General features: G+C 64.7%; 20 protein-coding genes. 7 read left to right on the forward strand and 13 right to left on the reverse strand.

Translation table 11 applies throughout. The features are described from left to right. Positions 1 to 2 precede the first annotated feature (2 nt). From ACVIGB_RS24425 to ACVIGB_RS24435, 3 genes are all read right to left on the reverse strand, one after another. Positions 3 to 188: a DUF3311 domain-containing protein gene (locus ACVIGB_RS24425; protein ID WP_050628491.1), complete on the reverse strand. Its 186-nt coding sequence runs from the start codon at positions 186 to 188 to the stop codon at positions 3 to 5. Positions 189 to 337: 149 nt separating this feature from the next. Next, positions 338 to 1,309: a Bug family tripartite tricarboxylate transporter substrate binding protein gene (locus ACVIGB_RS24430; RefSeq protein WP_456720721.1), complete on the reverse strand. Its 972-nt coding sequence runs from the start codon at positions 1,307 to 1,309 to the stop codon at positions 338 to 340. Between the two features lie 228 nt (positions 1,310 to 1,537). Further along, on the reverse strand, positions 1,538 to 2,449 hold the full coding sequence (locus tag ACVIGB_RS24435) for a LysR family transcriptional regulator (RefSeq protein ID WP_212313681.1): 912 nt from the start codon (positions 2,447 to 2,449) through the stop codon (positions 1,538 to 1,540). A gap of 143 nt (positions 2,450 to 2,592) precedes the next feature. Here ACVIGB_RS24435 and ACVIGB_RS24440 point away from each other — a divergent pair, with 143 nt between their 5' ends. The 3 genes from ACVIGB_RS24440 (at position 2,593) to ACVIGB_RS24450 (ending at position 6,281) form a co-directional block, all read left to right on the forward strand. Next, entirely contained in the window at positions 2,593 to 3,741 is a 1,149-nt protein-coding gene (locus ACVIGB_RS24440) for an HlyD family secretion protein (RefSeq protein WP_456720720.1), read from the forward strand. Positions 3,742 to 4,176: 435 nt separating this feature from the next. Beyond that, complete coding sequence (locus tag ACVIGB_RS24445) at positions 4,177 to 5,787, forward strand: MDR family MFS transporter (RefSeq protein WP_456720719.1); 1,611 nt, start codon at positions 4,177 to 4,179, stop codon at positions 5,785 to 5,787. 35 nt (positions 5,788 to 5,822) lie between these two features. Next, positions 5,823 to 6,281, forward strand: coding sequence for a carboxymuconolactone decarboxylase family protein (locus ACVIGB_RS24450; RefSeq protein WP_092123976.1), 459 nt, complete (start codon positions 5,823 to 5,825; stop codon positions 6,279 to 6,281). Positions 6,282 to 6,430: 149 nt separating this feature from the next. On the opposite strand, the gene ACVIGB_RS24455 is transcribed toward ACVIGB_RS24450, so the two are convergent. The 7 genes from ACVIGB_RS24455 to ACVIGB_RS24485 all read right to left on the reverse strand — a co-directional run bounded on the left by ACVIGB_RS24455 (position 6,431) and on the right by ACVIGB_RS24485 (position 12,059). After that, positions 6,431 to 7,291 (reverse strand): D-amino-acid transaminase, encoded by an 861-nt coding sequence (locus tag ACVIGB_RS24455; RefSeq protein WP_456720718.1) that lies wholly within the window; start codon positions 7,289 to 7,291, stop codon positions 6,431 to 6,433. A 217-nt stretch (positions 7,292 to 7,508) separates the two neighbouring features. Next, positions 7,509 to 8,240, reverse strand: a complete 732-nt coding sequence (locus tag ACVIGB_RS24460) for an amino acid ABC transporter ATP-binding protein (RefSeq protein WP_456720717.1) — start codon at positions 8,238 to 8,240, stop codon at positions 7,509 to 7,511. An 18-nt stretch (positions 8,241 to 8,258) separates the two neighbouring features. Then, positions 8,259 to 8,951, reverse strand: a complete 693-nt coding sequence (locus ACVIGB_RS24465; protein WP_092126720.1) for an amino acid ABC transporter permease — start codon at positions 8,949 to 8,951, stop codon at positions 8,259 to 8,261. A 2-nt stretch (positions 8,952 to 8,953) separates the two neighbouring features. Then, a complete protein-coding gene (locus tag ACVIGB_RS24470) occupies positions 8,954 to 9,685 on the reverse strand; it encodes an amino acid ABC transporter permease (protein WP_092123970.1) in 732 nt (243 codons plus the stop codon). A gap of 151 nt (positions 9,686 to 9,836) precedes the next feature. After that, positions 9,837 to 10,754, reverse strand: a complete 918-nt coding sequence (locus ACVIGB_RS24475; RefSeq protein WP_456720716.1) for an amino acid ABC transporter substrate-binding protein — start codon at positions 10,752 to 10,754, stop codon at positions 9,837 to 9,839. 28 nt (positions 10,755 to 10,782) lie between these two features. Then, positions 10,783 to 11,646, reverse strand: coding sequence for an alpha/beta fold hydrolase (locus ACVIGB_RS24480; RefSeq protein WP_456720715.1), 864 nt, complete (start codon positions 11,644 to 11,646; stop codon positions 10,783 to 10,785). Next, positions 11,643 to 12,059, reverse strand: coding sequence for a hypothetical protein (locus ACVIGB_RS24485; protein ID WP_456720714.1), 417 nt, complete (start codon positions 12,057 to 12,059; stop codon positions 11,643 to 11,645). Before ACVIGB_RS24485 ends, ACVIGB_RS24480 begins: the two co-directional genes overlap by 4 nt. 382 nt (positions 12,060 to 12,441) lie before the next feature. Between ACVIGB_RS24485 and ACVIGB_RS24490 the strand changes: the two genes are divergently transcribed. The 3 genes from ACVIGB_RS24490 (at position 12,442) to ACVIGB_RS24500 (ending at position 15,566) form a co-directional block, all read left to right on the forward strand. Next, the gene (locus ACVIGB_RS24490; protein WP_456720713.1) at positions 12,442 to 13,410 is read left to right on the forward strand and encodes a tripartite tricarboxylate transporter substrate binding protein; all 969 of its coding nucleotides are present in this window, start codon (positions 12,442 to 12,444) and stop codon (positions 13,408 to 13,410) included. A 155-nt stretch (positions 13,411 to 13,565) separates the two neighbouring features. After that, positions 13,566 to 14,051 (forward strand): tripartite tricarboxylate transporter TctB family protein, encoded by a 486-nt coding sequence (locus ACVIGB_RS24495; protein WP_456720712.1) that lies wholly within the window; start codon positions 13,566 to 13,568, stop codon positions 14,049 to 14,051. 6 nt (positions 14,052 to 14,057) lie between these two features. Continuing rightward, positions 14,058 to 15,566, forward strand: a complete 1,509-nt coding sequence (locus ACVIGB_RS24500; RefSeq protein WP_229167324.1) for a tripartite tricarboxylate transporter permease — start codon at positions 14,058 to 14,060, stop codon at positions 15,564 to 15,566. A 210-nt stretch (positions 15,567 to 15,776) separates the two neighbouring features. Here the strand turns inward: ACVIGB_RS24500 and ACVIGB_RS24505 are convergent, their stop codons facing one another. The 3 genes from ACVIGB_RS24505 to ACVIGB_RS24515 all read right to left on the reverse strand — a co-directional run bounded on the left by ACVIGB_RS24505 (position 15,777) and on the right by ACVIGB_RS24515 (position 19,754). Continuing rightward, positions 15,777 to 16,622 carry an IclR family transcriptional regulator gene (locus ACVIGB_RS24505; RefSeq protein WP_456720711.1) on the reverse strand — a complete coding sequence of 282 codons (846 nt, stop codon included), beginning with the start codon at positions 16,620 to 16,622 and terminating at the stop codon, positions 15,777 to 15,779. 249 nt (positions 16,623 to 16,871) lie between these two features. Further along, positions 16,872 to 18,167, reverse strand: a complete 1,296-nt coding sequence (locus ACVIGB_RS24510) for an MFS transporter (RefSeq protein ID WP_456720710.1) — start codon at positions 18,165 to 18,167, stop codon at positions 16,872 to 16,874. A gap of 207 nt (positions 18,168 to 18,374) precedes the next feature. Beyond that, the gene (locus ACVIGB_RS24515; RefSeq protein WP_456720709.1) at positions 18,375 to 19,754 is read right to left on the reverse strand and encodes a M20 family metallopeptidase; all 1,380 of its coding nucleotides are present in this window, start codon (positions 19,752 to 19,754) and stop codon (positions 18,375 to 18,377) included. A 238-nt stretch (positions 19,755 to 19,992) separates the two neighbouring features. Between ACVIGB_RS24515 and ACVIGB_RS24520 the strand changes: the two genes are divergently transcribed. Then, positions 19,993 to 21,381 carry an LLM class flavin-dependent oxidoreductase gene (locus tag ACVIGB_RS24520; RefSeq protein ID WP_456720708.1) on the forward strand — a complete coding sequence of 463 codons (1,389 nt, stop codon included), beginning with the start codon at positions 19,993 to 19,995 and terminating at the stop codon, positions 21,379 to 21,381. Positions 21,382 to 21,551 lie beyond the last annotated feature (170 nt).

Raw genomic sequence — 21,551 nt, forward strand, 5'->3', positions numbered from 1 at the left:
CCTCACCGCTGCTCATCAGCATCAGGCCGCCGGCTGCGATAGACCAGCCAGATCAGCAGCGAGGAGATCGGCACCCACGCGAGCTGGTACCAGTAGAAGAAGGGAAAACCGAACAGCGAAGGCTCGGCGAAATTATAGAACGGCACCCACAGCAAGCCGATAAACGGCAGCAGCAACAGAATCCACATGGCTCACTCCCCAGCCCGGGGTCCGATCAAAACCGGCGGTGTTGCCGGCGTCCCGTCATCGACGACCCCAGGAACCATTTGTTGCGTCTAGAATCACGGTTACGGCATGGCGATGCAAAAAGATGTGATCGCTGCGCCGAGCGGGCAGCCTACTCCGCCTGGATGCCCGCGTCTTGGATCACCTTGCGCCAGCGCGCCTCCTCAGCCGTGAAGTAGCGGTCGAGCTCGGCCGGGGGCGATGCCACCATCACGAGGCCCTCATTGACGCTGAGCTTCCTGAAGGCTTCCGCCTGCACGGCCTTGGCCGCCGATTTGTTGAGGCGGTCGATGATCTCGGGCGGCGTGTTCGCAGGTGCGTAAAGGCCGTACCAGGATTCCGCGGCGTAGCCCGGCACACCGGCTTCGGACACCGTCGGCAATTGCGGGAATGACGCCGAGCGCTCGGCCGAGGTCACCCCGATCGCGCGCAGCTGCCCGCCCTCGACCAGCGACGCGCAGCTTGCGACCGTCGTGAACATCACCTGGATCTGGCCGCCCAAGAGGTCGGTGATGGCGGGCGCCGCGCCCTTGTAGGGTACGGTGGTGAGATTGACGGAAGCCATGTGCTTGAACAATTCGCCGGCCAGGTGCGCCGAGGTGCCGGTGCCATAGGTCCCGTAGGACAGTTTTTCCGGATCGGCCTTCGCAGCCGCGATCAGATCGGCGATCGACTTGATCGGCGAAGCAGGATTGACCACGACGACATTGAACGACCGCGCCACCAGCGCCACCGGGACAAAATCCTTGTGGGCGTCGTAGGGCAGCCTGGCGTAGAGGCTCGGGTTGACGGCGTTGGCGAAGGTCGCCATCAGCAGCGTGTAGCCGTCGGCCGGGCTGGCGGCGACGCTCTGCGTGCCGATGATGGTGCCCGCCCCCGGCTTGTTCTCGATGATGACGGTGACGCCGAGATCCTTCTGCATCTCCTGCGCCAGCGTGCGCGCGACGACATCGGTGCCGCCGCCCGGCGCGAACGGCACCACAATTTTCACGATATGGTCGGGATAGGCGGCGTGCGCCGGCGCCTGCAGCAGCACATTTGCTGCGATCGCGAACACGATGGAGGTGAGGACACGAAGCGACATGGCAGGCCCCGGCGGCAGGTGACGTGGACCTTCATACACGCCCGCGCCATGCAAGGGATGCCGGGTGGTCATGACGCACTATTAGACCCGTCATTCTGATGAGCGCGTAGCGCGTCTCGAAGGATGCACGGCCACAGCCGGGCCGTCGACCCTTCGAGACGCGTGCAAGTGCGCGCTCCTCAGGGTGACGGGCATAGACCTGTGCGTGTGCGGTCCTCTCCACGTCCTTCACGAATACGGATTGATCAGCTTCTGCTGCTCGGTGGCGTGATGCACCAGGAGGTCGATGAAGACGCGCACTTTCGCCGAGAGGTGATGGCGGTGCGGGTAGATCGCGTTCATCGTCAGTTCGACCGGCCGGTATTCGGGCAGCAGCCGAACCAGCTTCCCCGATTCGAGTTCGTCCCGGACCAGGAAGCCCGCCGCGAGGAACACGCCGACGCCGGCGAGCGCCGCGAGCTTCAGCGTCTCGCCGCTGTTGGAGACGAGATTGCCGGCCACCTTCACCGCGGCCGGCGCGCCTTTGCGGTCGACGAAGTGCCACTCGTCCCCGAACGGGTAGTTGATATGGCGAACGCAGTTGAGGGTCGTGAGGTCGTCGAGCCGCTCCGGCTTGCCGTGCGCCTCGACGTAGTCGTGCGAGCAGCACAGCACGTGCCGCCAGGTGGCGATGCGGCGCACGATCAGCGCGGAATCGCGCGGCTGGATCATCTGCACGGCGAGATCGAAATTTTCGTCGAGCAGGTCGGCCGAGCGTTCGCCGATCATCAGATCAATCTTGACCTCGGGATAGGTCGCCAGGAACTCGGTAACCGTCGACGACAGGAACTGGACCAGATGGGTGTTGGTGAAGATGCGCAGCGTGCCGCGCGGCACCGACTGCTGCGCGCCCGCGACCTCATCGGCCTGCTCGATGTCGGCGAGGATCTGGATGCAACGCTCGTAATAGGCCTGGCCGACCTCGGTGAGGCTGACCTTGCGCGTGGTGCGGTTGAGCAGCCGGGCACCGAGCCGGTCTTCCAGCGACTGGACGTGATTGCTCACCATGGTCGTGGACATGTTGAGCTTGCGGCCGGCGGCGGAAAAGCCGCCGGAATCCACGACCCGGACGAAGGCGGTCAAACTGGTCAGGCGATCCATGTAACAAGGTCCGGATTATCAGCGCTGGCTTGATAATGCTTCCAGTTTTATCGGGATTATCACAGCGGACAGGACATTGCATCTAAGGGGCCGTATCCGGCGCCCTTTCTGGAAGGACGCGAATGTTCGGCCTGGAGGATGTCATGTCGACCACGACCTATGTCCCTGAAGAATCGGTAAAAATCGGCCTTCGGCCATCCCGGCGGACGGTCAAGCGGATGGCCATCGGGCTCGTCGCCCTGCTCGGAATCGCCGTGGCCAGCGACTTTGGCTACGACTACCTCACCACCGGCCGCTATCTCGAATCCACCGACGACGCCTATGTGAAGGCGGACTCCACGATCATCGCCCCGAAAGTGTCGGGCTACATCGCCCGCGTGCTGGTGACCGACAACCAGCCGGTGAAGGCCGGCCAGCTGCTGGCCGAGATCGACGACCGCGACTATCGCACGGCGCTCGGTCAGGCCAAGGCCGATGTCGACGCGTCCGATGCCTCGGTGCGCAATCTCGATGCTCAGATCGCCTTGCAGCGCCCGATCATCGACCAGCAAACCGCCGATGTCGCCGCCGCCGAAGCCAATCTGAAATTCGCGCAGGAGGAGCAGGTTCGCTCCGATGGGCTGATGAAGACCGGCTCCGGCACCATCCAGCGCGCCCAGCAGACCGACGCTGCGCTGCGCGCCAGCACCGCGCAATTGCAGCACTCAAAATCGGGCCTGCTCGCCGCCGAGCGGAAGATCGAGGTGCTCACCACCCAACGCGCGCAGGCCGTGGCGCAAGTCGACCGCGCCCGCGCGGTCGAGCAGCAGGCCGAGCTGAACCTGTCCTACGCACGGATCACCGCGCCGGTCGACGGCACGGTCGGCGCCCGCACGCTCCGCGTCGGCCAATACGTGCAGGCCGGCACGCAGCTGATGGCGGTCGTGCCGCTCGATGCGGTCTATGTGGTCGCCAATTTCAAGGAGACACAGCTGACCCATGTGCGCAACGGCCAGCCGGTCGAGCTCACCGTCGACAGCTTTCACGGCACCACGCTGAAGGGCCATGTCGACAGCCTGTCGCCGGCCAGCGGCCTCGAATTCGCGCTGCTGCCGCCCGACAACGCAACCGGCAACTTCACCAAGATCGTGCAGCGCGTGCCGGTGAAGATCGTGCTCGACGATCACAGCCTCACCGGTCTCTTGCGGCCGGGCATGTCGGCGATCCCGACCGTCAACACCAAGGCAACCGTGCTGGCCGAGCGCGAGGAGAGGCGCCGCCTGGCGTCGGCGACGCGGGCGAGCGGCGGCTAGCGTTCAAACGTTCTTCGACTGATTTGACGCGGTCGGCCGTAAGGGTCGATCGCGTTTTGTTGTGACCTTCTTCGTTCCGCGCACGCCGGTGGAAGGGCTCCCTCCCCCCTTGCGGGGGAGGGTTGGGGAGAGGGGTGCCGCTGGCGCTGAGATCAGACGGATCGCGATTGCGCACCTGCTGCAAGTGACGCGTCGGCAGGATTGAAGCAGTTCGGGCAATTGACGTTCAGCGCCCGGGGCCACCCCTCTCCCCACCCTCTCCCGCAAGGGGAGAGGGAGCCTGAGAGATGTGCCCACCTCACTCGTCGACACCACGGGGCCGCAGTGGCAGCCATGTCGATTATCAATTTCCGCCGGACAATCCTTCCAGTCTTTCCCGGATTATCGAAACCGGCCGCCTAATACATCTTGCGTGGGCAAGCAAGGACCTTCCCGATGACCGCGCTCCAGCCCACAGCCAACGCCGCCGCCCTCCCGTCGCCCGCAGCCCCCGCCGCGCCCGCGATCCCGACCAGGACTTGGATCGCGGTGATCGGCGCCACGCTCGGCGCGTTCATGGCGGTGCTCAACATCCAGATCGTCAACGCCTCGCTTGCCGACATCCAGGGCGGAATCGGCGCGGGCATCGATGACGGCGGCTGGATTTCGACCTCCTATTTGATCGCCGAGATCGTGGTGATCCCGCTGTCCGGCTGGCTCGCCCAGGTGTTCTCGGTGCGCATCTATCTGCTCACCAATGCGTTCCTGTTCCTGGTGTTCTCTGGCGCCTGCGCGCTGGCGCAGGACCTGCCGCAGATGATCGCGCTGCGCGCCGTGCAGGGCTTCACCGGCGGCGTGCTGATCCCGATGGCATTCACGCTGATCATCACGCTGCTGCCGAAGGCGAAGCAGCCGATCGGGCTGGCGCTGTTCGCGCTGTCGGCGACGTTCGCGCCGGCAATCGGCCCGACCATCGGCGGCTATCTGACCGAGAACTGGGGCTGGCAGTACATCTTCTATGTCAATCTGGTGCCGGGCGCCGTGATGATCGCGATGCTGTACGTCTCGCTCGATCCGAGCCCGATGAAGCTGTCGCTGATCCGCCAGGGCGACTGGCTCGGCATCATCACCATGGCGATCGGCCTCGCCGCGCTGCAGACCGTGCTCGAAGAAGGCAACAAGGACGACTGGTTCGGCTCGCCCTTCATCGTCCGCCTGTCGGTGATCGCAGCCGTGGCGCTGGTCGCCTTCCTCATCGTCGAGTTCACCGTCGAGAAGCCGCTGCTCAATCTGCGTTTGCTCGCCCGCCGCAATTTCGGCTTCGGTATGCTGGCCAACTTCCTGCTCGGCATCGCGCTGTACGGCTCGGTGTTCATCCTGCCGCAATATCTGTCGCGCATCCAGGGCTACAACGCCGAGCAGATCGGCATGGTGCTGGCCTGGACCGGCCTGCCGCAGCTGGTGCTGATCCCGCTGGTGCCGCGGCTGATGCAGCGCTTCGACCCCCGCATCGTCATCGGCATCGGATTTGCGCTGTTCGCCGGCTCCAACTTCATGAACATCTACATGACCAACGACTATGCAGCCGATCAGCTGCTTTGGCCGAACGTCGTCCGCGCCGTCGGTCAGGCGCTGGCATTCGCGCCGCTGTCGGCAGTTGCGACGGCCGGAATTGAGGCGGAGAATGCCGGATCGGCGTCAGCGTTGTTCAACATGATGCGCAACCTCGGCGGCGCCATCGGCATTGCCGCGCTGCAGACACTGCTGACCAAGCGCGAGCAATATCACTCCAACGTGCTGATGCAGTCGGTCTCCATGCTGGAACAGGCGACCCGTACGCGGATTGAGGGATTGACCCAGTATTTCCTGAACCACGGCGTTGCCGACAACGCCGACGCCACCCACCGCGCGATCGCGGCGGTGGGCAAGGTCGTGCAGAAGCAGGCCTACATCCTCGCCTTCAGCGACACGTTCTATCTGCTCGGTGTGGCGCTGATCGTAGCGCTGGTGGCGGCGCTCTTCCTGAAGAAGCCGGGCCAGCTCGCTGGCGGCGGCGGTGCACACTAGCCTTTCTGCTCAACCCATAACCAAGGAGAACGACCATGAAACCCCGCATGAACTTCTACCAGGCCGCCCCCGAGACGATCAAAGCGCTGGTGGCGGTCGAAAGCCAGATCACCGCGAGCGGCCTCGAGCAATCGCTGATCGAACTGGTCAAGACCCGCGCCTCGCAGATCAACGGCTGCGCCTACTGCATCAACATGCACACCGAGGACGCCCGCAAGCATGGCGAGACTGAGCAGCGGCTCTATTTGCTCAACGCCTGGCGCGAGTCGCCGCTCTACAGCGAGCGCGAGCGCGCGGCATTGGCCTGGACCGAAGCACTGACGCTGGTTTCAGAGACCCATGCGCCCGACGCCGACTACGAGGCGGTGCGCGCGCAGTTCACGGACAGCGAGCTGGTCAACCTGACCACGCTGATCGGCGCCATCAACGCCTGGAACCGGATCGCCATCGGCTTCCGCGCGGTGCACCCGGTGAAGGTGAAGGTCGCGGCGTGAGGGCGATATTGTCCGCCATTTATTCCACCGTCATGCCCCGCTTCATGCGGGGCATCCAGTACGCCGCGGCCTCTCGGCTCAAGCACCGCCGTCTGTGGATTACTGGATCGCCCGGTCAAGCCGGGCGATGACAGCACGAATGGGATGGATCAAACCGCCGTCGCGCGGGCAAACTCGACGTAGATCTCGCGCAGGCGGTCGGTGATCGGGCCGACCTTGCCGGTGCCGACGGTCTTGCCGTCGATCGCGACCACGCCCTGCACGAACACCGAGGCGCTGGTGATGAAGGCTTCCTTGGCGGCGAGCGCTTCCTCGACCGTGAAGGCACGCTCCTCGATGCGAAGCTGACGCTCCTCGGCAAGCTTGACCACGGCCTTGCGGGTGCAGCCGGGCAGGATCTCGTTGCCGTTTTGCCGGGTCACGATGACGTCGTCCTGGGTGACGATGAAGGACGAGGACGAGCCGCCCTCGGTGACCTTGCCGTCCTCGATCATCCAGGCTTCGCCGGCGCCGGCCGCGGCCGCGGCCTGCTTGGCCAGCACCTGTGCCAGCAGCGCCACGCTCTTGATGTCGCGCCGCTCCCAGCGGATGTCGGGCACCGTGATCACATTGATGCCGGTCTTGGCCGACGGCGCGTTGATGATGTCCTTTTCCGAGGTGAACATCACAAGCGTCGGCTTGACGTCGGCCTTCGGGAAGGCGAAGTCGCGCCCCTTGTCGGCGCCGCGGGTGACCTCGAGATAGACCATGCCGTTGACAAGGTCGTTGCGCTTGACCAGCTCCTTCTGGATCTCCTCGATCCGCTCCAGCGTCTCGGGAAGCGCCAGCTGGATCTCGCCGACCGAACGCTTCAGCCGCGCCAGATGCGAGGCGTTGTCGATCAACTTGCCCTCGAGCACCGCCGCCACCTCGTAGATGCCGTCGGCGAACAGGAATCCGCGGTCGAACACCGAGACCTTGGCCTCCGAATGCGGCACGAACGAGCCGTTGACGTAAGCGATCTTTTCCACGCGAGTTCTCCTGCGGACGGGGCGCGATTTGCTCCTTCCTATACGCAAATTGTTAACGCGGATAAAGCCTCACCAGGCGTCATTCCGGGGCACGCCGTAGGCGTGAGCCCGGAATCCATAACCACGATCGTGAGTATGGATTCCGGGCTCGCGCTGCGCGCGCCCTCAGGTGCGCAATTGCGCACCGGGGAATGACAGGCCGAGAGAAGCCCCAGCCTCAGTGTTGCAAGATCTTCGACAGGAACTTCTGCGCGCGGTCGCTGCGCGGCGTGCCGAAGAAATCGGCCTTCTTGGCGTCCTCGACGATCTCGCCGCGGTCCATGAAGATGACGCGGTCGGCGACCTTGTTGGCAAAGCCCATCTCGTGGGTGACCACCATCATCGTCATGCCCTCGCGGGCGAGGTCGACCATGACGTCGAGCACCTCGCTGATCATTTCAGGGTCGAGCGCCGAGGTCGGCTCGTCGAACAGCATCGCGATCGGGTTCATCGCGAGCGCGCGGGCGATCGCGACGCGCTGCTGCTGGCCGCCCGACAATTCGGCCGGGAATTTCTTGGCGTGATCCGTCAGCCCGACGCGATCGAGCAGCTTCATGGCCGTGACCACGGCGTCGTCATGCTTGCGTCCGAGCACCTTCTCCTGCGCGAGGCAGAGATTGTCGATGATCCGTAGATGCGGAAACAATTCGAAGTGCTGGAACACCATGCCGACGCGCGAGCGCAGCTTCGGCAGATCGGTCTTGGGATCGTTGACCTTGATGCCGTCGAGGATGATGTCGCCGCCCTGGATCGGCTCCAGCGCGTTGACGCATTTGATCAGGGTCGACTTGCCCGAACCCGACGGGCCGCAGACCACGACCACTTCGCCCTTGGCGACGCTGGTGGTGCAATCCTTCAGCGCCTGAAAGTTCGGCCCGTACCATTTGTTGACGTGATTGATCTCGATCATGATGGCTCAGCTTGTTGTTCAGCGAACAATGGCGATTCGCGCCTGCAGGCGGCGCACGCCAAAGGACGCGACACAGGAAATGACGAAGTAGACCAGCGCGGCGAACAGGTACATTTCGACCAGGCGGCCGTCGCGCTGTGCGACCTTGCTGGCGGCGCCGAGGAAATCCGGGATCGACAGCACGTAGACCAGCGAGGTGTCCTGGAACAGCACGATGGTCTGCGTCAGCAGCACCGGCAGCATGTTGCGGAACGCCTGCGGCAGCACGACGTAGCGCATCGACTGCGCGTAGGTCAGGCCGAGCGCGCTGGCCGCGGCCGGCTGGCCGCGCGAGATCGACTGGATGCCGGCGCGCATGATCTCGGAGAAATAGGCCGCCTCGAATGCGACGAAGGTGATCAGCGAGGAGGCGAAGGCGCCGACCGAGATCGGCCGCGACGCGCCGGTCAGCCACTGCCCGATGTAAGGCACCAGGAAGTAGAACCAGAAGATCACCAGCACCAGCGGCAGCGAGCGGATGAAGTCGACATAGAAGCCCGCGATGCGCCCGAGCACCTTGTAGCTCGACAACCGCATCAGGGCGATCAGTGTGCCGAACACGAGGCCGCCGAACGCGGCGAGCGCCGTCAAGGTCAGCGTGAAGCGCATACCCTCGAAGAACAGATAGGGCAGCGAGCGGCGGATGACGTCGAAATCGAGATTGCCGAGCATCGTCATTTGCCCGTGATGTAGCCGGGGATCGCGACATAGCGCTCGAGCAAGCGCATCGCGGTCACCACGACGAAATTGAGGAGAAGATAGAGCACGGTCGCCGCGGTGAACGCCTCGAACACCTGGAACGAGAACTCCTGCATCGAGCGGGCCTGGCCGGTCAATTCGATCAGTCCGATGGTGATCGCGACGGCGCTGTTCTTGATGGTGTTGAGGAATTCGGAGGTCAGCGGCGGCAGGATGATGCGGAACGCCATCGGCAGCAGCACGTAGCGATAGGTCTGCACCGTGGTGAGGCCGAGCGCGGTCGAAGCCTGCTTCTGGCCACGCGGCAGCGAGCCGATGCCGGCCTGCAATTGCACGGCGACGCGCGCCGACATGAAGAGGCCGACGCCGACCGCGGCGGTCCAGAACGGCGCGTTCGGCAACTGCTTCATCCACAGCCCGGCGGATTTCGGCAGCAGCTCGGGCAGCACGAAGAACCACAGGAAGAGCTGCACCAGGAGCGGCATGTTGCGGAAGAACTCGACCCAGCAGAAGCCGATCCACGACGCCGTCCGCGACGGCAGCGTGCGCAGCACGCCGATCACCGTGCCGGAGACCAGCGCGATGATCCAGGCGAGCACCGACACCTTGATGGTGACCACCAGTCCCGCCAGCAACATGTCGAGATAGGTGCCGGTCCCCATCGGGTTCGGCTCGAGAAAGATGTGCCAGTTCCAATTGTAGTTCACGGGTCCCCCGCGCTATCGCGCCGATCACGCATTACGCCGACATCACGGGCGGCGTCTATGCAAATGTCCGGCCATTCTCCTCCAAAATGGCCGGACACGTTTATTTTCGGGACCCGCCGCCGACGGCGACGGGTCATGCGCAACACTGCGATCAGTTCACCAGATAGGCATCCGGATCGGGTGAATCCGACGGCTTGGCAAGCTGCTTCTTCATCTCCGGCCCGAGCGGCACGTTGAGGTTCAGGCCCTTCGGCGGGATCTTCTGGTTGAACCACTTGTCGTAGATCTGCTGGCCCTCGGCGCTGGTGTAGAGCGCCGCAGTGGCGGCGTCGACGACCTTCTTGAACGGCGCGTCATCCTTGCGCAGCATGATGCCGTAGGGCTCGGGCTTGGAGAACGCATCCTTGGAGATCGCGTAGTCGTCCGGCGACTTCGAGCCGGCGACGAGGCTCGCGAGCAGGATGTCGTCCATCACGAAGGCGACCGCGCGGTCGGTCTCGACCATCAGGAAGGCCTCGGCATGATCCTTGGCCGGGATGATGTTGATGCTCAGCCCGCGCGCGAGGTTGGCCTCGGTGAGCTGCTTGATGTTGGTGGTGCCGGCGGTCGAGACCACCGTCTTGCCCTTGAGGTCGTCGATCGAATTAATCTTGCTCGCCTTCTTCGTGACGTAGCGGCTCGCGGTCAGGAAGTGCGAGTTGGTGAAGGAGACCTGCTTCTGGCGCTCGGCATTGTTGGTGGTCGAGCCGCATTCGAGGTCGACGGTGCCGTTGGCCATCAGCGGGATACGCGTCGCCGAGGTGACCGGGTTGAGCTTGACCTCGAGCTTGTCGAGCTTCAGCTCCTTCTTGATGGCATCGACGATCTTGTAGCAGATGTCCATCGCATAACCGACGGGCTTCTGGTTGTCGTCGAGATAAGAGAACGGGATCGAGGAATCGCGGTAGCCGAGCGTGATCGCGCCGGTATCCTTGATGTTCTTCAGGGTTCCCGTCAGCTCCTCGGCCTGCGCCTGGCTCGCGCCGAGCGCGGCGGCGAACGCGAGGCCGATCAGATATTTGGATGTCATACGTCTACTCCTTCGTGGAAACGTCGATTTACTGCGTGAGAATGTCGGCGAGGACGGGTGCGATGTAGCGGCGAAACTGGTCCGGATTCTCGCTCATCGGAAAATGACCGAGCTTTTCCATGATCGTGACGCTGACGCCCCCTATTGCCGCTGCCGTCCGCCTCGTGTCCTCAGGCGTGCAGGAGAAATCATACTCGCCCGTGAGGAGATAGAGCTTGCATACTTTAGTATCGATTGACGCGACCCGGCCGCGCAGGTCGCCGTCGACACGGTAGAAATAGAGGTCGCCCTTGAACACGCCGGGGCCGCCCTGCTTGTAGGCCCACAGCGTTTCCATCCGCGCAGGCGCCGGGCTCTGCGGCGCGATCAGCCCCGACACCAGCGCGGCGCAGACCTCGCCGCCGTGAACGTCGGGGCGGTTCAGCCAGTCGGTGTCGTACCACGGCGCCTGGAAATCGGCGGCCTCGAGCCCGATCAGCGCGCGGAACTCGGCGGCATGTTCGATCGCAAGGTTGAGCACGATGCGGCCGCCGATCGAGCAGCCCATCACGACAGGCTTCTCCAGCCCCAATGCACGGCAGAAGGCGCGGATGGTCTCGGTGTAGCTGTTGGTGGTGAGTTGGTATTCATCGCCGGTCCAGCTTCTCGGCGGATTCGACTTGCCATGCCAGGGCATATCGAAGGCAATGACGCGGAAATTTTCGGCAAACGCGCTATCTGCGAGCAGATGGCGCCACTGCCGCGCGTCTGATCCCGCGGTGTGCAGGCAGACCAGCGGAATGCCCTTGCCGTTCTCCTCGAAATAGATCCGGTGCAGCTCGCCGCCGATCTCGACGTGAACGTAGCGGCCGACCATCGGCTCGATATGGCCGTTCACGATCGTGCCGCTCATGATAGGGCCGCCGCGAAGTGTTGCCGCGGCAGCGCCAGCAGGTCCTTGAAGTATTGCAGGTGCGCCATGAAGGGATGCAGATCGCCTTCCAGCACCGCCTCGCCGCGCTTGGTCAGCGCCAGCAGATCGTGCCAGCCGGGTCTCGGCTCGGCCTGCCAATAGGCGGCCCAGGCCTGCGGCGTCGCGCGATAGGCAAAGCGCCACGAGCGCATCAGGACCGGCGAAGGCACGAACTCGACGATGCGGCCGGCCCGGATCGCGGCGTGAAACGGCCGCGCCATCGGGCCGAGCAGGCAGTCGGAATCGAGCAGCCGCCCGCGCGAGACCAAGAGCGGTGCCTGGTCGAGCAATGCGGGAATGCCGGCAAACGCCGTCGTCACAGCGTCGTCGGTGGCGTCGGGCGATAGCGTCATCTGTCGGGGAAGTTTTTCCTGCGGCGGACGCCCCATGATGACCGGAAGGGCGCGATCCCGCAAGACGCCGATGCCCCTGAGTTCCCTGGATTATACGCTTGACCAAACGCCGCTTGCCGGCCAAGGCGCGGGGCGGCGCGCCCTCCCCACATGCTGCCAGGAGCTGCCACTCCGTCAGACCAAAGGCCGATTGAATTCCGCGGCTCGGCAGGTTGCGCCACGTGGTGGCAGGCCAATTGTCGCAGTCGGCGCCTTCGCTCTTCCGTTGCCCGCCCTGTTCTGTCCAATGCGCAGCGTGTCCCTGCGACGCCAGGGACGATCATTGCCAACACCGAACAAGACGCGGCCGCGATCGAACGCGGCCACACGGGGAGAGATCGAGATGTCGCAGCGCAATTCCTGGATGGTCCTGCTCGCCGCCGCCGGCATGCTGCTGTCAACAGCGGCGCAGGCGCAGGATTATCCGACCAAGCCGATCACGCTGATCGTGCCGTGGCCGGCGGGCGGCTCGACCGATATCTCGATGCGCGCGATCGCCGAGAGCGCCTCGAAGGTGCTGGGCCAGCCGATCGCGGTCGACAACAAGGCGGGCGGCGGCGGCACCGTGGGCCCGGCGACGATGGCCGCCGGCGCCAAGCCCGACGGCTACACCATCGCGCAGATTCCGATCACCGTGTTCCGCCTGCCCTTGATGCAGGACGTGTCGTGGGATCCGGCGAAGGATTTCTCCTACATCGTCCACCTCACCGGCTACACCTTCGGCGTCACCACCAATGCGGAGTCGCAGTTCAAGACGTGGCAGGACGTGGTCGATTTCGCCAAGAAGAATCCCGGCAAGGTGACCTATGCGACGCCGGGCACCGGCACCTCGCTGCATATCGGCATGGAGCAGATCGCCTTGATGGCCGGCGGGATCAAGCTGACCCAGGTGCCGTTCAAGGGCGGCGCCGAGACCAACGCCGCGGTGCTCGGCCAGCACACCATGCTGCAGGCCGATTCCACTGGCTGGCGGCCACTGGTCGACGCCGGCAAGCTCCGGCTGCTGATGGTGTGGACCGGCACGCGCTCGCCGAACTATCCCGACGTGGCGACGCTGAAGGAGCTCGGCTATCCCATGATCTATGACTCGCCGTTCGGCATCGCCGGCCCCAAGGGCATGGATCCCAAGATCGTCGCCAAGCTGCACGACGCCTTCAAGAAGGCGATCGAGGACCCGGCCGTGATCGCAACGCTGGCCAAATACGACATGGTGCCGAACTACAAGAACACCGAGGACTACAGGAAGTTCGTGGTCGAGGTCACCGAGTCCGAGCGCAAGGTGATCGACACGCTCGGGCTGGCGAAGAAGTAGGACTGGCCGCGAAGTCTCTCTCCGTCATTGCGAGGAGCGACAGCGACGAAGCAATCCATCCTTCCGCACGCGCGGTGAAATGGATTGCTTCGCTTCGCTCGCAATGACGGGGATAGGTCAATGCCCAACCCTGCGATGTGACGAGGGCACTTCCCATGAATAACGGCACCAACGTCAAACTCCGTCTCAACAACTCCGAGCTCTGGGGCGGGCTGATCGGGCTTGCGCTCGGCGGCTTCGTGATCTGGTCGGGGCTGAAGCTCAAGCTCGGCACCATCAACGATCCCGGCTCCGGCTACGTGCTGTTCTACACCGGCATCCTGATGTGCGTGTTCGCGATCTCGATCATGGTCGCGGCGGTCACAGAAGGTGGCCCGAGCTTCGCCTCGCGCTGGGAGAATGCGCGCTGGGGCAAGCCGGTCCTCGTCATCGTCTGCCTCGCCGCGTTCGCCTTTGCACTGGAGCCGCTTGGCTTCCTGCTGTCGGCGATCCCGCTGATGCTGTTGCTGCTCCGCGTGATCGATCCGGTGCGCTGGTCGCTGGCGATCCCGCTGTCCATCCTTGCCCCGCTCGGGATGTGGTGGGTGCTGAAGCACCTGCTCGCGATCCAGTTGCCGAGCGGCATCTTCGAGATCGGTTGAGCGCCCATGGATACTCTCGTCAATGTCGCCCACGGCCTCGGCGTCGCGCTGCTGCCGGTCAATTTGCTCTATTGCTTCATCGGCGTGTTCATCGGCACGCTGGTCGGCGTGCTGCCCGGCATCGGCCCGATCTCGGCAATGTCGCTCTTGCTGCCGGTCACGCTGTCGGGCACGCCGGAGTCCGGCATCATCATGATGGCCGGCATCTATTACGGCTCGATGTATGGCGGCTCGACCACCTCGATCCTGGTCAACATTCCCGGCGAAGCCGCCTCCGTCGTCACCTGCATCGACGGCCACCAGATGGCCAAGCAGGGCCGCGCCGGCCCCGCGCTCGGCATCTCCGCGTTCGGCTCGTTCATCGCCGGCACCTTCTCGCTGGTCGCCCTGATGCTGGTGGCGCCCTCGCTCGCCAGCGTCGCGATCGCGTTCGGACCTGCCGAATATTTCAGCCTGATGGTACTCGGCCTCGTCGTGCTGACCTTCCTCACCCAGGGCTCGATGGCCAAGGCGCTGTTGATGGCCTGCATCGGTGTCGTGCTCGGCCTGGTCGGGCTCGACAGCATCACCGCGCAGCCGCGGCTGACCTTCGGCCGCATCGAGCTGATCGACGGCATCGGCCTCGTGCCCGTCGTGATGGGCCTGTTCGGCGTCGCCGAGGTGCTGCTCAACACCGAGCAGGCGATCAAGCGCGACATCATCAACGCCAAGATCACCCAGCTGTTGCCCAACAAGGAAGACTGGAAGGCGAGCGCCGGGCCGGTGGCACGCGGCACCGTGCTCGGCTTCTTCCTCGGCATCCTGCCCGGCGGCGGCGCCGTGGTGGCGTCGTTTGCATCCTACGCGCTGGAGAAACGGCTCTCGAAGCATCCAGAGCGGTTCGGCCATGGCGCGATCGAGGGCGTCGCGGGACCGGAATCGGCCAACAATTCCGCGGCCGGCGGCGCCTTCATTCCGCTGATGACGCTCGGCATCCCGCCGAACGTGGTGATGGCGTTGTTGCTCGGCGCCTTCGTGATCCACGGCCTGCAGCCGGGACCGCTGATGATCTCGCAGAACCCGACGCTGTTCTGGGGCATCGTCGCCAGCATGTATATCGGCAATCTGATGCTCCTGGTGCTCAACCTGCCGATGATCGGGATGTGGGTGCAGCTGCTGCGGCTGCCCTACAACGTGCTGTTCCCGCTGATCATCCTGTTCACGATCATCGGCGTCTACTGCTCCAGCAACAACGTGTTCGACGTCCATGTCATGATCGCGTTCGGCGTGATCGGCTATTTCATGCGCAAGCTCGGCTACGAGCCGGCGCCTTTGGTGCTCGCCTTCGTGCTCGGGCCGATGCTGGAGAACAATCTGCGCAAGTCGCTGATCCTGTCGCAGGGCGATCTCATGACCTTCGTGGAGCGGCCGATCTCGGCGATCTGCCTCGCCTTCGCGCTGGTGCTGCTGGTCGGCCCGCTGCTGCCGTCGCTGCGCAGGAAGCGCGAGCTGGTGGCGCTGGACGAGGGGGCTTAGGGTCGGTCGATCGATCGGCCGCCGCGCCGGCAGTGCGCCCCCTCGCCCCGTTCTTACGGGGAGTGGGTTGGGGTGAGGGGCTGCTTCCACCAGTTCCGAACGTGGTGAGACCTGTACCCCCTCACCCGGAACGCATCTAGCGATGCGTTCCGACCTCTCCCCGCAAGCGGGGCGAGGTGAAGTGGTGCCCGTGCTCGCATCACGGCCGTGCTACCCCGCCTTCGCCGGACGCCCGTTCTTCGGCGCCTGGGCCATCGCGCGGGCGAGCACCTGGGCTTCCTTCTTCAGCATGTCGGCGAGCTCGCTTTCGCGGCGGCGGATGCGGTCGGACGCCGCGCCGATCGAGAGCGCGGCGACCACCTCGCCGGCATCGTCGCGGACCGGAACGCCGACGCCGCCCATGCCGGGGAATGCGGCGTCGATCAGCACGGTGTGGCCGGCCTTGCGCGCCACGGCGATCCGCTCGCGCAGGAATTTCGGCGTGATGCGCGGCGATTTCGCCAGCCGCGGCGCGATCACCTCGATCACGGCCTCGATCTCGGCGTCCGGCAGCCAGACCAAGAGCGCCAGCGCGCCTGCGCCGACGCCGAGCGGACGGCGGCTGCCGATCTGCAGATAGTTCGGCTGCAGCGGATGGCTGCCGACCGAGCGCGCCAGATACAGCGCCTCGACGCCGGAGCGCACCGACAACAGCGCCGTATCAGCGGAGCGCTCCGACAGCCGGAGCAGGCTCGGCTGCGCCAGTTCGGCGATGTCGACCGAGCGGCGCGCGCCGACCGCCATCACCCGCGCCTCCTGGCCGAGCTCATAGGTCTTGGCGCCGGCGACCCGGCTGACGAAACCTTCCTCGATCAGCGAGTTGAGGATGCGCAGCGCGGTCGCCTTGTTCAGCGAGGCGGTGTCGGCGATGTCGGTCAGCCGCAGCGGCGAGCGCTGCGCCAGCACGCGCAGGATCGCACAGACCTTCTGGATCGCGTTGAACTTGTCGGGTTGGCCAGGCTCCGGCGGTGGCCTCTTGCGGCTGGTCCGTGCGGTCGCAGTCGTGGAGGCGTTCATGCCTTGGTCTTCCTTGCCTTCAATTCCAAATCCTGAACCGGACACGACGAAGGATGTGCCGGCGGACATCATCCTAAAACGGATGACGCACGCCGGACATCGTATACTTTCGTCAGATGAAACTTTGATTGCGACTATCTACGCTGCTGTGCAGCAACAGGGATATTTGAATTTCGCTTCACGAAAATCCATCACCATTTTGAGCATGATCTTTTCGAAAAACCGCTTCGCACTTTTTCGGATCATGCTCTATGCGAGCCGCAGCCGGCGGATGGTGAACAGCGCCCACAGGCTGAGCAGGCAGACGCCGGTGAGGTAATAGCCCGGTGCGAGCTCACCGATCGGCGCGAAGCCGCCCATCCAGGTCATGATCGCCGGGCCCATGCCGCCGAACAATGTGACGCCGATATTGTAGCTGAGGCCGAGCCCGGTCGCACGCGTCGCCGCCGGAAACAGCTCCGACATCAGCGCGGCAAGCGGCCCGTAATACAGCGACTTGAGGACGCCGAGCCACAGCACGCCGATCAGGATGATGGTCGGCGTCGGCTTGCCCGTGAGCAGCAGGAAGGCCGGGAAGATCGAGACCAGCAGCAGCAGCGCAAACAGGATCATGTGCGTGGTGCGCCCGATTCTGTCGGAGACGAGGCCTGCGATCGGCGCCAGCAGCGCGACCGCCGTCTGCGCGGCGAATGCGGCGATGAAGCCGACCGATGGCGCGAGGTTCAGCGTCTTCACCACATAGGTCGGCATGTAGACGATCAAATAGTTCACCGCGGTCGACACCGCGAGCGCACCGATCGCCAGCATCGTGGCGAGCTTCTGCCGCGCGAACACTTCCCTCACCGGCGAGTCCTGCTTCCCGGCCGCCGGCGCTGGCGTCGCATCGTCGACATGGTTGCGGATGTAGATGCCGACCGGGCCGATCAGCACGCCGAACAGGAACGGCAGTCGCCAGCCCCAGGATTGCAGGTCCTCGGGGCTCATCAGCGAGGTCAAGAGCGCACCGAAGCCTGCACCGAGCAGGCCGCTGACGCCCTGGCTCGCGAATTGCCAGCTCGCCACGAAGCCGCGCCGCTCCGGCATGTGCTCGACCAGGAACGCGGTCGAGGAGCCGAACTCGCCGCCGGCGGAAAAGCCCTGCACCAGCCGCGCCAGCATCACCGCGATCGGCGCCAGGATGCCGATGGTTTGATAGGTTGGCATCAAGGCCAGCACCAGCGTGCCCAACGTCATCAGCACGATCGATAGCATCAGCGAGGCCTTGCGGCCGTGACGGTCGGCATAGGCGCCGAGCACGATGCCGCCGATCGGTCGGATCAGGAACGACAGGCCGAAGCTGCCGAAGGTCAGCAGCAGCGAGGTGGTCGGATCATTGGCCGGAAAGAACGCCTTGGAGAGATAGACCGCGAAATAGGCGTAGACCGAGATGTCGTACCATTCGAGCGCATTGCCGACCGAGGTCGCGACGATCAGGCGGGTGGTGTTTTTCTTGGTGGTGGCGGCCGTGTGCTGCGCGTCAGCCGGCGTTGATGTTGATAAAGTCATTCCGTTTTCCTTGCTGGCGTCGGGCGCCAGTTCTCCGCTCGTCATGCCCGGCCTTGCCGGGCATCCATGTATCCCCGTCATCGCTGAGGTGCGAACTCTTGCGAGCCTCGAAGGATGCACGGCCCCGCTGGTGGCCGATTCATCCTTCGAGGCTCGCTCCGCTCGCACCTCAGGATGACGGGGAAAAAGCGAGCCCGTCCTTCAACCTTAAAGCTGCGCCTCGCCGAGATCCCAGAACAGGCCGGCCATGATGGTCAGCGCCTCTTCGGTCACCGGCAACAGGATGTGCTCGTCGGGCGCGTGCTGCGAGCAGCCCGGATAGGAATGCGGCACCCAGATCGTCGGCAGGCCGAGGCCTTCGGAGAACACGTCGTTCGGCAGCGAGCCGCCGAAGTTCGGCAGCACCGCCGGCGCCTTGCCGGTGGTGGTGCGGATCGAATTCGCCGCCCACTCGATCCACGGGCTGTCCATGTCGGTGCGCGAGGCGCCAAAACGCTGCGCGCCCGAGACCTCGACCATCGGAAAGCCGTTCTTGTGCAGATAGTCGCGCACCCCGTCGATCACTTCGAGATACTTCGTGCCGACCACGAAGCGGAGCTGCAGCACCGCATTCGCCTTGCCCGGAATCGCATTGGCGGGCTTGTCGATATTGCCTGACGATATCGCCAGCACTTCCAGCGTGTTCCAGGCGTAGAGCCGTTCGGCGGCGGTCAGGCCCTCCTCGCCCCAGTCTTCCGCCAGCGCTGGTTCATCCGCCGTCGGCTTGATTTCGACATCGGCGAGCGCGGCGCGAACGCGGTTCGAGATCGGCGGCGGTTTCAGGATCTCGAGCTTCATGCGGCCCTTGCCGTCGACCAGGCTCGCGATCGCGTTCGCCAGGATCGTCGCGGGATTGGCGAGCACACCGCCCCAATTGCCGGAATGGTTGCCACCCTCGCGCAGATTGACGTCGAGATGGATGCGGTTGCCGCCACGGCAGCCGAGGAAGATGGTCGGCCGCTCCGCCGACAGCCGCGGCCCGTCCGAGGCAATGAACAGATCGGCCTTCAGCTCCTCGCGATGCGCCTCGCAGACCTCGCGCAGGTCGGGCGAGCCGATCTCCTCACCGGTCTCGATGATGAATTTGGCGTTGAAGCCGAGCTTGCCGCCGCGCGCCTGCTTCACCGCGCGCAGCGCGGCCATGTTGATCGAATGCTGGCCCTTGTTGTCGGCGGTGCCGCGGCCATAGACCCGGTCGCCCTTGACCGTGGTCTGCCAGGGATTGAGCCCGTCGCGCCATTCGCCGACCATGCCGTCGACGACGTCGCCATGGCCATAGGTCAGCACGGTCGGCCGCGCCGCATCCTCCTGGTAGTCGGCGATCAGATAGGGCCCGCGGCCGGTCGGCGATTCGATCAGCCGGGTCTTGAAATCGAGCTCGGCGAAGGCCGGCTGCAGATTCTCGACCAGATAGGCGCGCAGCGCATCGGCCTTGTCGGCATTCAGGCTCTCGGTCTGGTAGCCGACCCTGCGGTCCAGCTCCTGCAAGAACTGTCCCGATTGAAAATGCTCTCGCACATTTGCGATTGCGTCGGCCCGTGTCGCCATGATTGTTCCTTCGTCCGGTCGCGTCTTGGCATGAACCCACCGGAGCGCGACGCTTTGCGCCCGGATCATGCTTCTGGAGGCCGGCAACCTATCGGGATCGGCGCGCCACCGGAAGGGTGTGAATCGCGAAGGGGCCTTGCCAAAACGTGGGAAGTCGCAACAAAGTTGATGGGGACGCCCGGCATCCGACCGGGCAGCATTCGAAGCGGCGCTCACGGTTTCGACCAAGGTTTCGACAATGACAAAACAAATCCGGCTCAACGCCTTTGCCATGAACTGCGTGGCGCATCAGTCGCCGGGGCTGTGGACCCATCCGCGCGACCGCACCAAGGACTACAACAGACTGTCCTACTGGACCGATCTGGCGAAGACGCTGGAGCGCGGCCGGTTCGACGGCCTGTTCCTCGCCGACGTGCTCGGCGTCTACGACGTCTATGCGGGCAATCCGGATGCGGCGCTGCGCAACGCGGCGCAGACCCCGGCCAACGAGCCGTTGATGCTGATCCCGGCGATGGCCGCGGTGACCGAAAATCTCGGCTTCGGCGTCACCAGCAATCTCTCTTTCGAGCCGCCCTACCCGTTCGCGCGGCGGATGTCGACGCTCGACCATCTTACGAACGGCCGGGTCGGATGGAACGTGGTGACCGGCTATCTCGATTCCGCGGCGCGCGGCGCCGGCAAGGACAAGCAGACCGCGCATGACGACCGCTACGAGCTAGCCGACGAATATATGGAGCTGGTCTACAAGCTCTGGGAAGGCAGCTGGGAAGACGACGCCGCGATCCGCGATGTCGCGCGCGGAATCTTCACCGATCCATCGAAGGTGCATCGTGTGCAGCACGACGGAGCCAACTACCGGCTCAACGCGATTCACCTCTCGGAGCCGTCGCCGCAGCGCACGCCGGTGCTCTACCAGGCCGGCACCTCGCCGCGCGGGCGGCAGTTCGCCGCCGAGCACGCCGAATGCGTGTTCATGTCGGGGCCGTCAGCGAAGGTGATCGGCCCGCGGGTGTCGGCAATCCGCGAGCTCGCCGCCGAGAAAGGCCGCAACGCAGCCGAGATCCTGATGTTCTCGATGATGTGCGTCGTCGTGGCGCCGACCGAAGCCGAGGCCAAGGCGAAATACGCCGAGTATCGCAGCCATATCAGCCATGAGGGCGCGCTGGCGCTGATGTCGGGCTGGACCGGTGTCGACTTCTCGACCTATTCGCTCGACCAGGAGGTCCGTCACGTACAGAACGACGCCGGCCGCTCGGCGATGGACAACGTCACCCGCGCCGACCCCGATCGGGTCTGGACCGTGCGCGAGGTCGCCGAGCATGTAGGCATCGGCGGCGCCGGCCCCGTGGTGGTCGGCTCGCCCGAGCAGGTCGCCGACAAGATCGAGCAATGGTTCGAGGACACCGACGTCGACGGCCTCAATATCGCCTTTGCGATCTCGCCGGGCGATTTCGAGGATATCGCCGACATGCTGGTGCCGGAGCTCGTCAAGCGCGGCCGCTACAAGCAGGAATATGCCAAGGGCACCTTGCGGGAGAAGCTGTTCGGCGCGGGCCGCGCAAGGCTCGATGCGACGCATCCGGCGGGGCGGTATCGGGTGAAGTCGCAGACAGACCCAGCGGAGTGATTGCCTCTGCCATTGCGAGCGAAGCGAAGCAATCCATCGTTCCGCATATGCGGGCCAATGGATTGCTTCGTCGCTTCGCTCCTCGCAATGACGGGGTTACGCACAGCTCACCATCCCGTCATCCTGAGGAGCGCGCCCTTGCGCGCGTCTCGAAGGATCGACGGCCACCG

It is taken from the genome of Bradyrhizobium sp. USDA 4341, assembly GCF_054063755.1.

Coding starts and splice junctions, on each gene's coding strand:
- ACVIGB_RS24425 (WP_050628491.1), bottom strand. CDS start 188: ATGTGGATTCTGTTGCTGCTGCCGTTTATCGGCTTGCTGTGGGTGCCG.
- ACVIGB_RS24430 (WP_456720721.1), bottom strand. CDS start 1,309: ATGTCGCTTCGTGTCCTCACCTCCATCGTGTTCGCGATCGCAGCAAAT.
- ACVIGB_RS24435 (WP_212313681.1), bottom strand. CDS start 2,449: ATGGATCGCCTGACCAGTTTGACCGCCTTCGTCCGGGTCGTGGATTCC.
- ACVIGB_RS24440 (WP_456720720.1), top strand. CDS start 2,593: ATGTCGACCACGACCTATGTCCCTGAAGAATCGGTAAAAATCGGCCTT.
- ACVIGB_RS24445 (WP_456720719.1), top strand. CDS start 4,177: ATGACCGCGCTCCAGCCCACAGCCAACGCCGCCGCCCTCCCGTCGCCC.
- ACVIGB_RS24450 (WP_092123976.1), top strand. CDS start 5,823: ATGAAACCCCGCATGAACTTCTACCAGGCCGCCCCCGAGACGATCAAA.
- ACVIGB_RS24460 (WP_456720717.1), bottom strand. CDS start 8,240: ATGATCGAGATCAATCACGTCAACAAATGGTACGGGCCGAACTTTCAG.
- ACVIGB_RS24465 (WP_092126720.1), bottom strand. CDS start 8,951: ATGCTCGGCAATCTCGATTTCGACGTCATCCGCCGCTCGCTGCCCTAT.
- ACVIGB_RS24475 (WP_456720716.1), bottom strand. CDS start 10,754: ATGACATCCAAATATCTGATCGGCCTCGCGTTCGCCGCCGCGCTCGGC.
- ACVIGB_RS24480 (WP_456720715.1), bottom strand. CDS start 11,646: ATGAGCGGCACGATCGTGAACGGCCATATCGAGCCGATGGTCGGCCGC.
- ACVIGB_RS24485 (WP_456720714.1), bottom strand. CDS start 12,059: ATGACGCTATCGCCCGACGCCACCGACGACGCTGTGACGACGGCGTTT.
- ACVIGB_RS24490 (WP_456720713.1), top strand. CDS start 12,442: ATGTCGCAGCGCAATTCCTGGATGGTCCTGCTCGCCGCCGCCGGCATG.
- ACVIGB_RS24495 (WP_456720712.1), top strand. CDS start 13,566: ATGAATAACGGCACCAACGTCAAACTCCGTCTCAACAACTCCGAGCTC.
- ACVIGB_RS24500 (WP_229167324.1), top strand. CDS start 14,058: ATGGATACTCTCGTCAATGTCGCCCACGGCCTCGGCGTCGCGCTGCTG.
- ACVIGB_RS24505 (WP_456720711.1), bottom strand. CDS start 16,622: ATGAACGCCTCCACGACTGCGACCGCACGGACCAGCCGCAAGAGGCCA.
- ACVIGB_RS24510 (WP_456720710.1), bottom strand. CDS start 18,167: ATGACTTTATCAACATCAACGCCGGCTGACGCGCAGCACACGGCCGCC.
- ACVIGB_RS24515 (WP_456720709.1), bottom strand. CDS start 19,754: ATGGCGACACGGGCCGACGCAATCGCAAATGTGCGAGAGCATTTTCAA.
- ACVIGB_RS24520 (WP_456720708.1), top strand. CDS start 19,993: ATGACAAAACAAATCCGGCTCAACGCCTTTGCCATGAACTGCGTGGCG.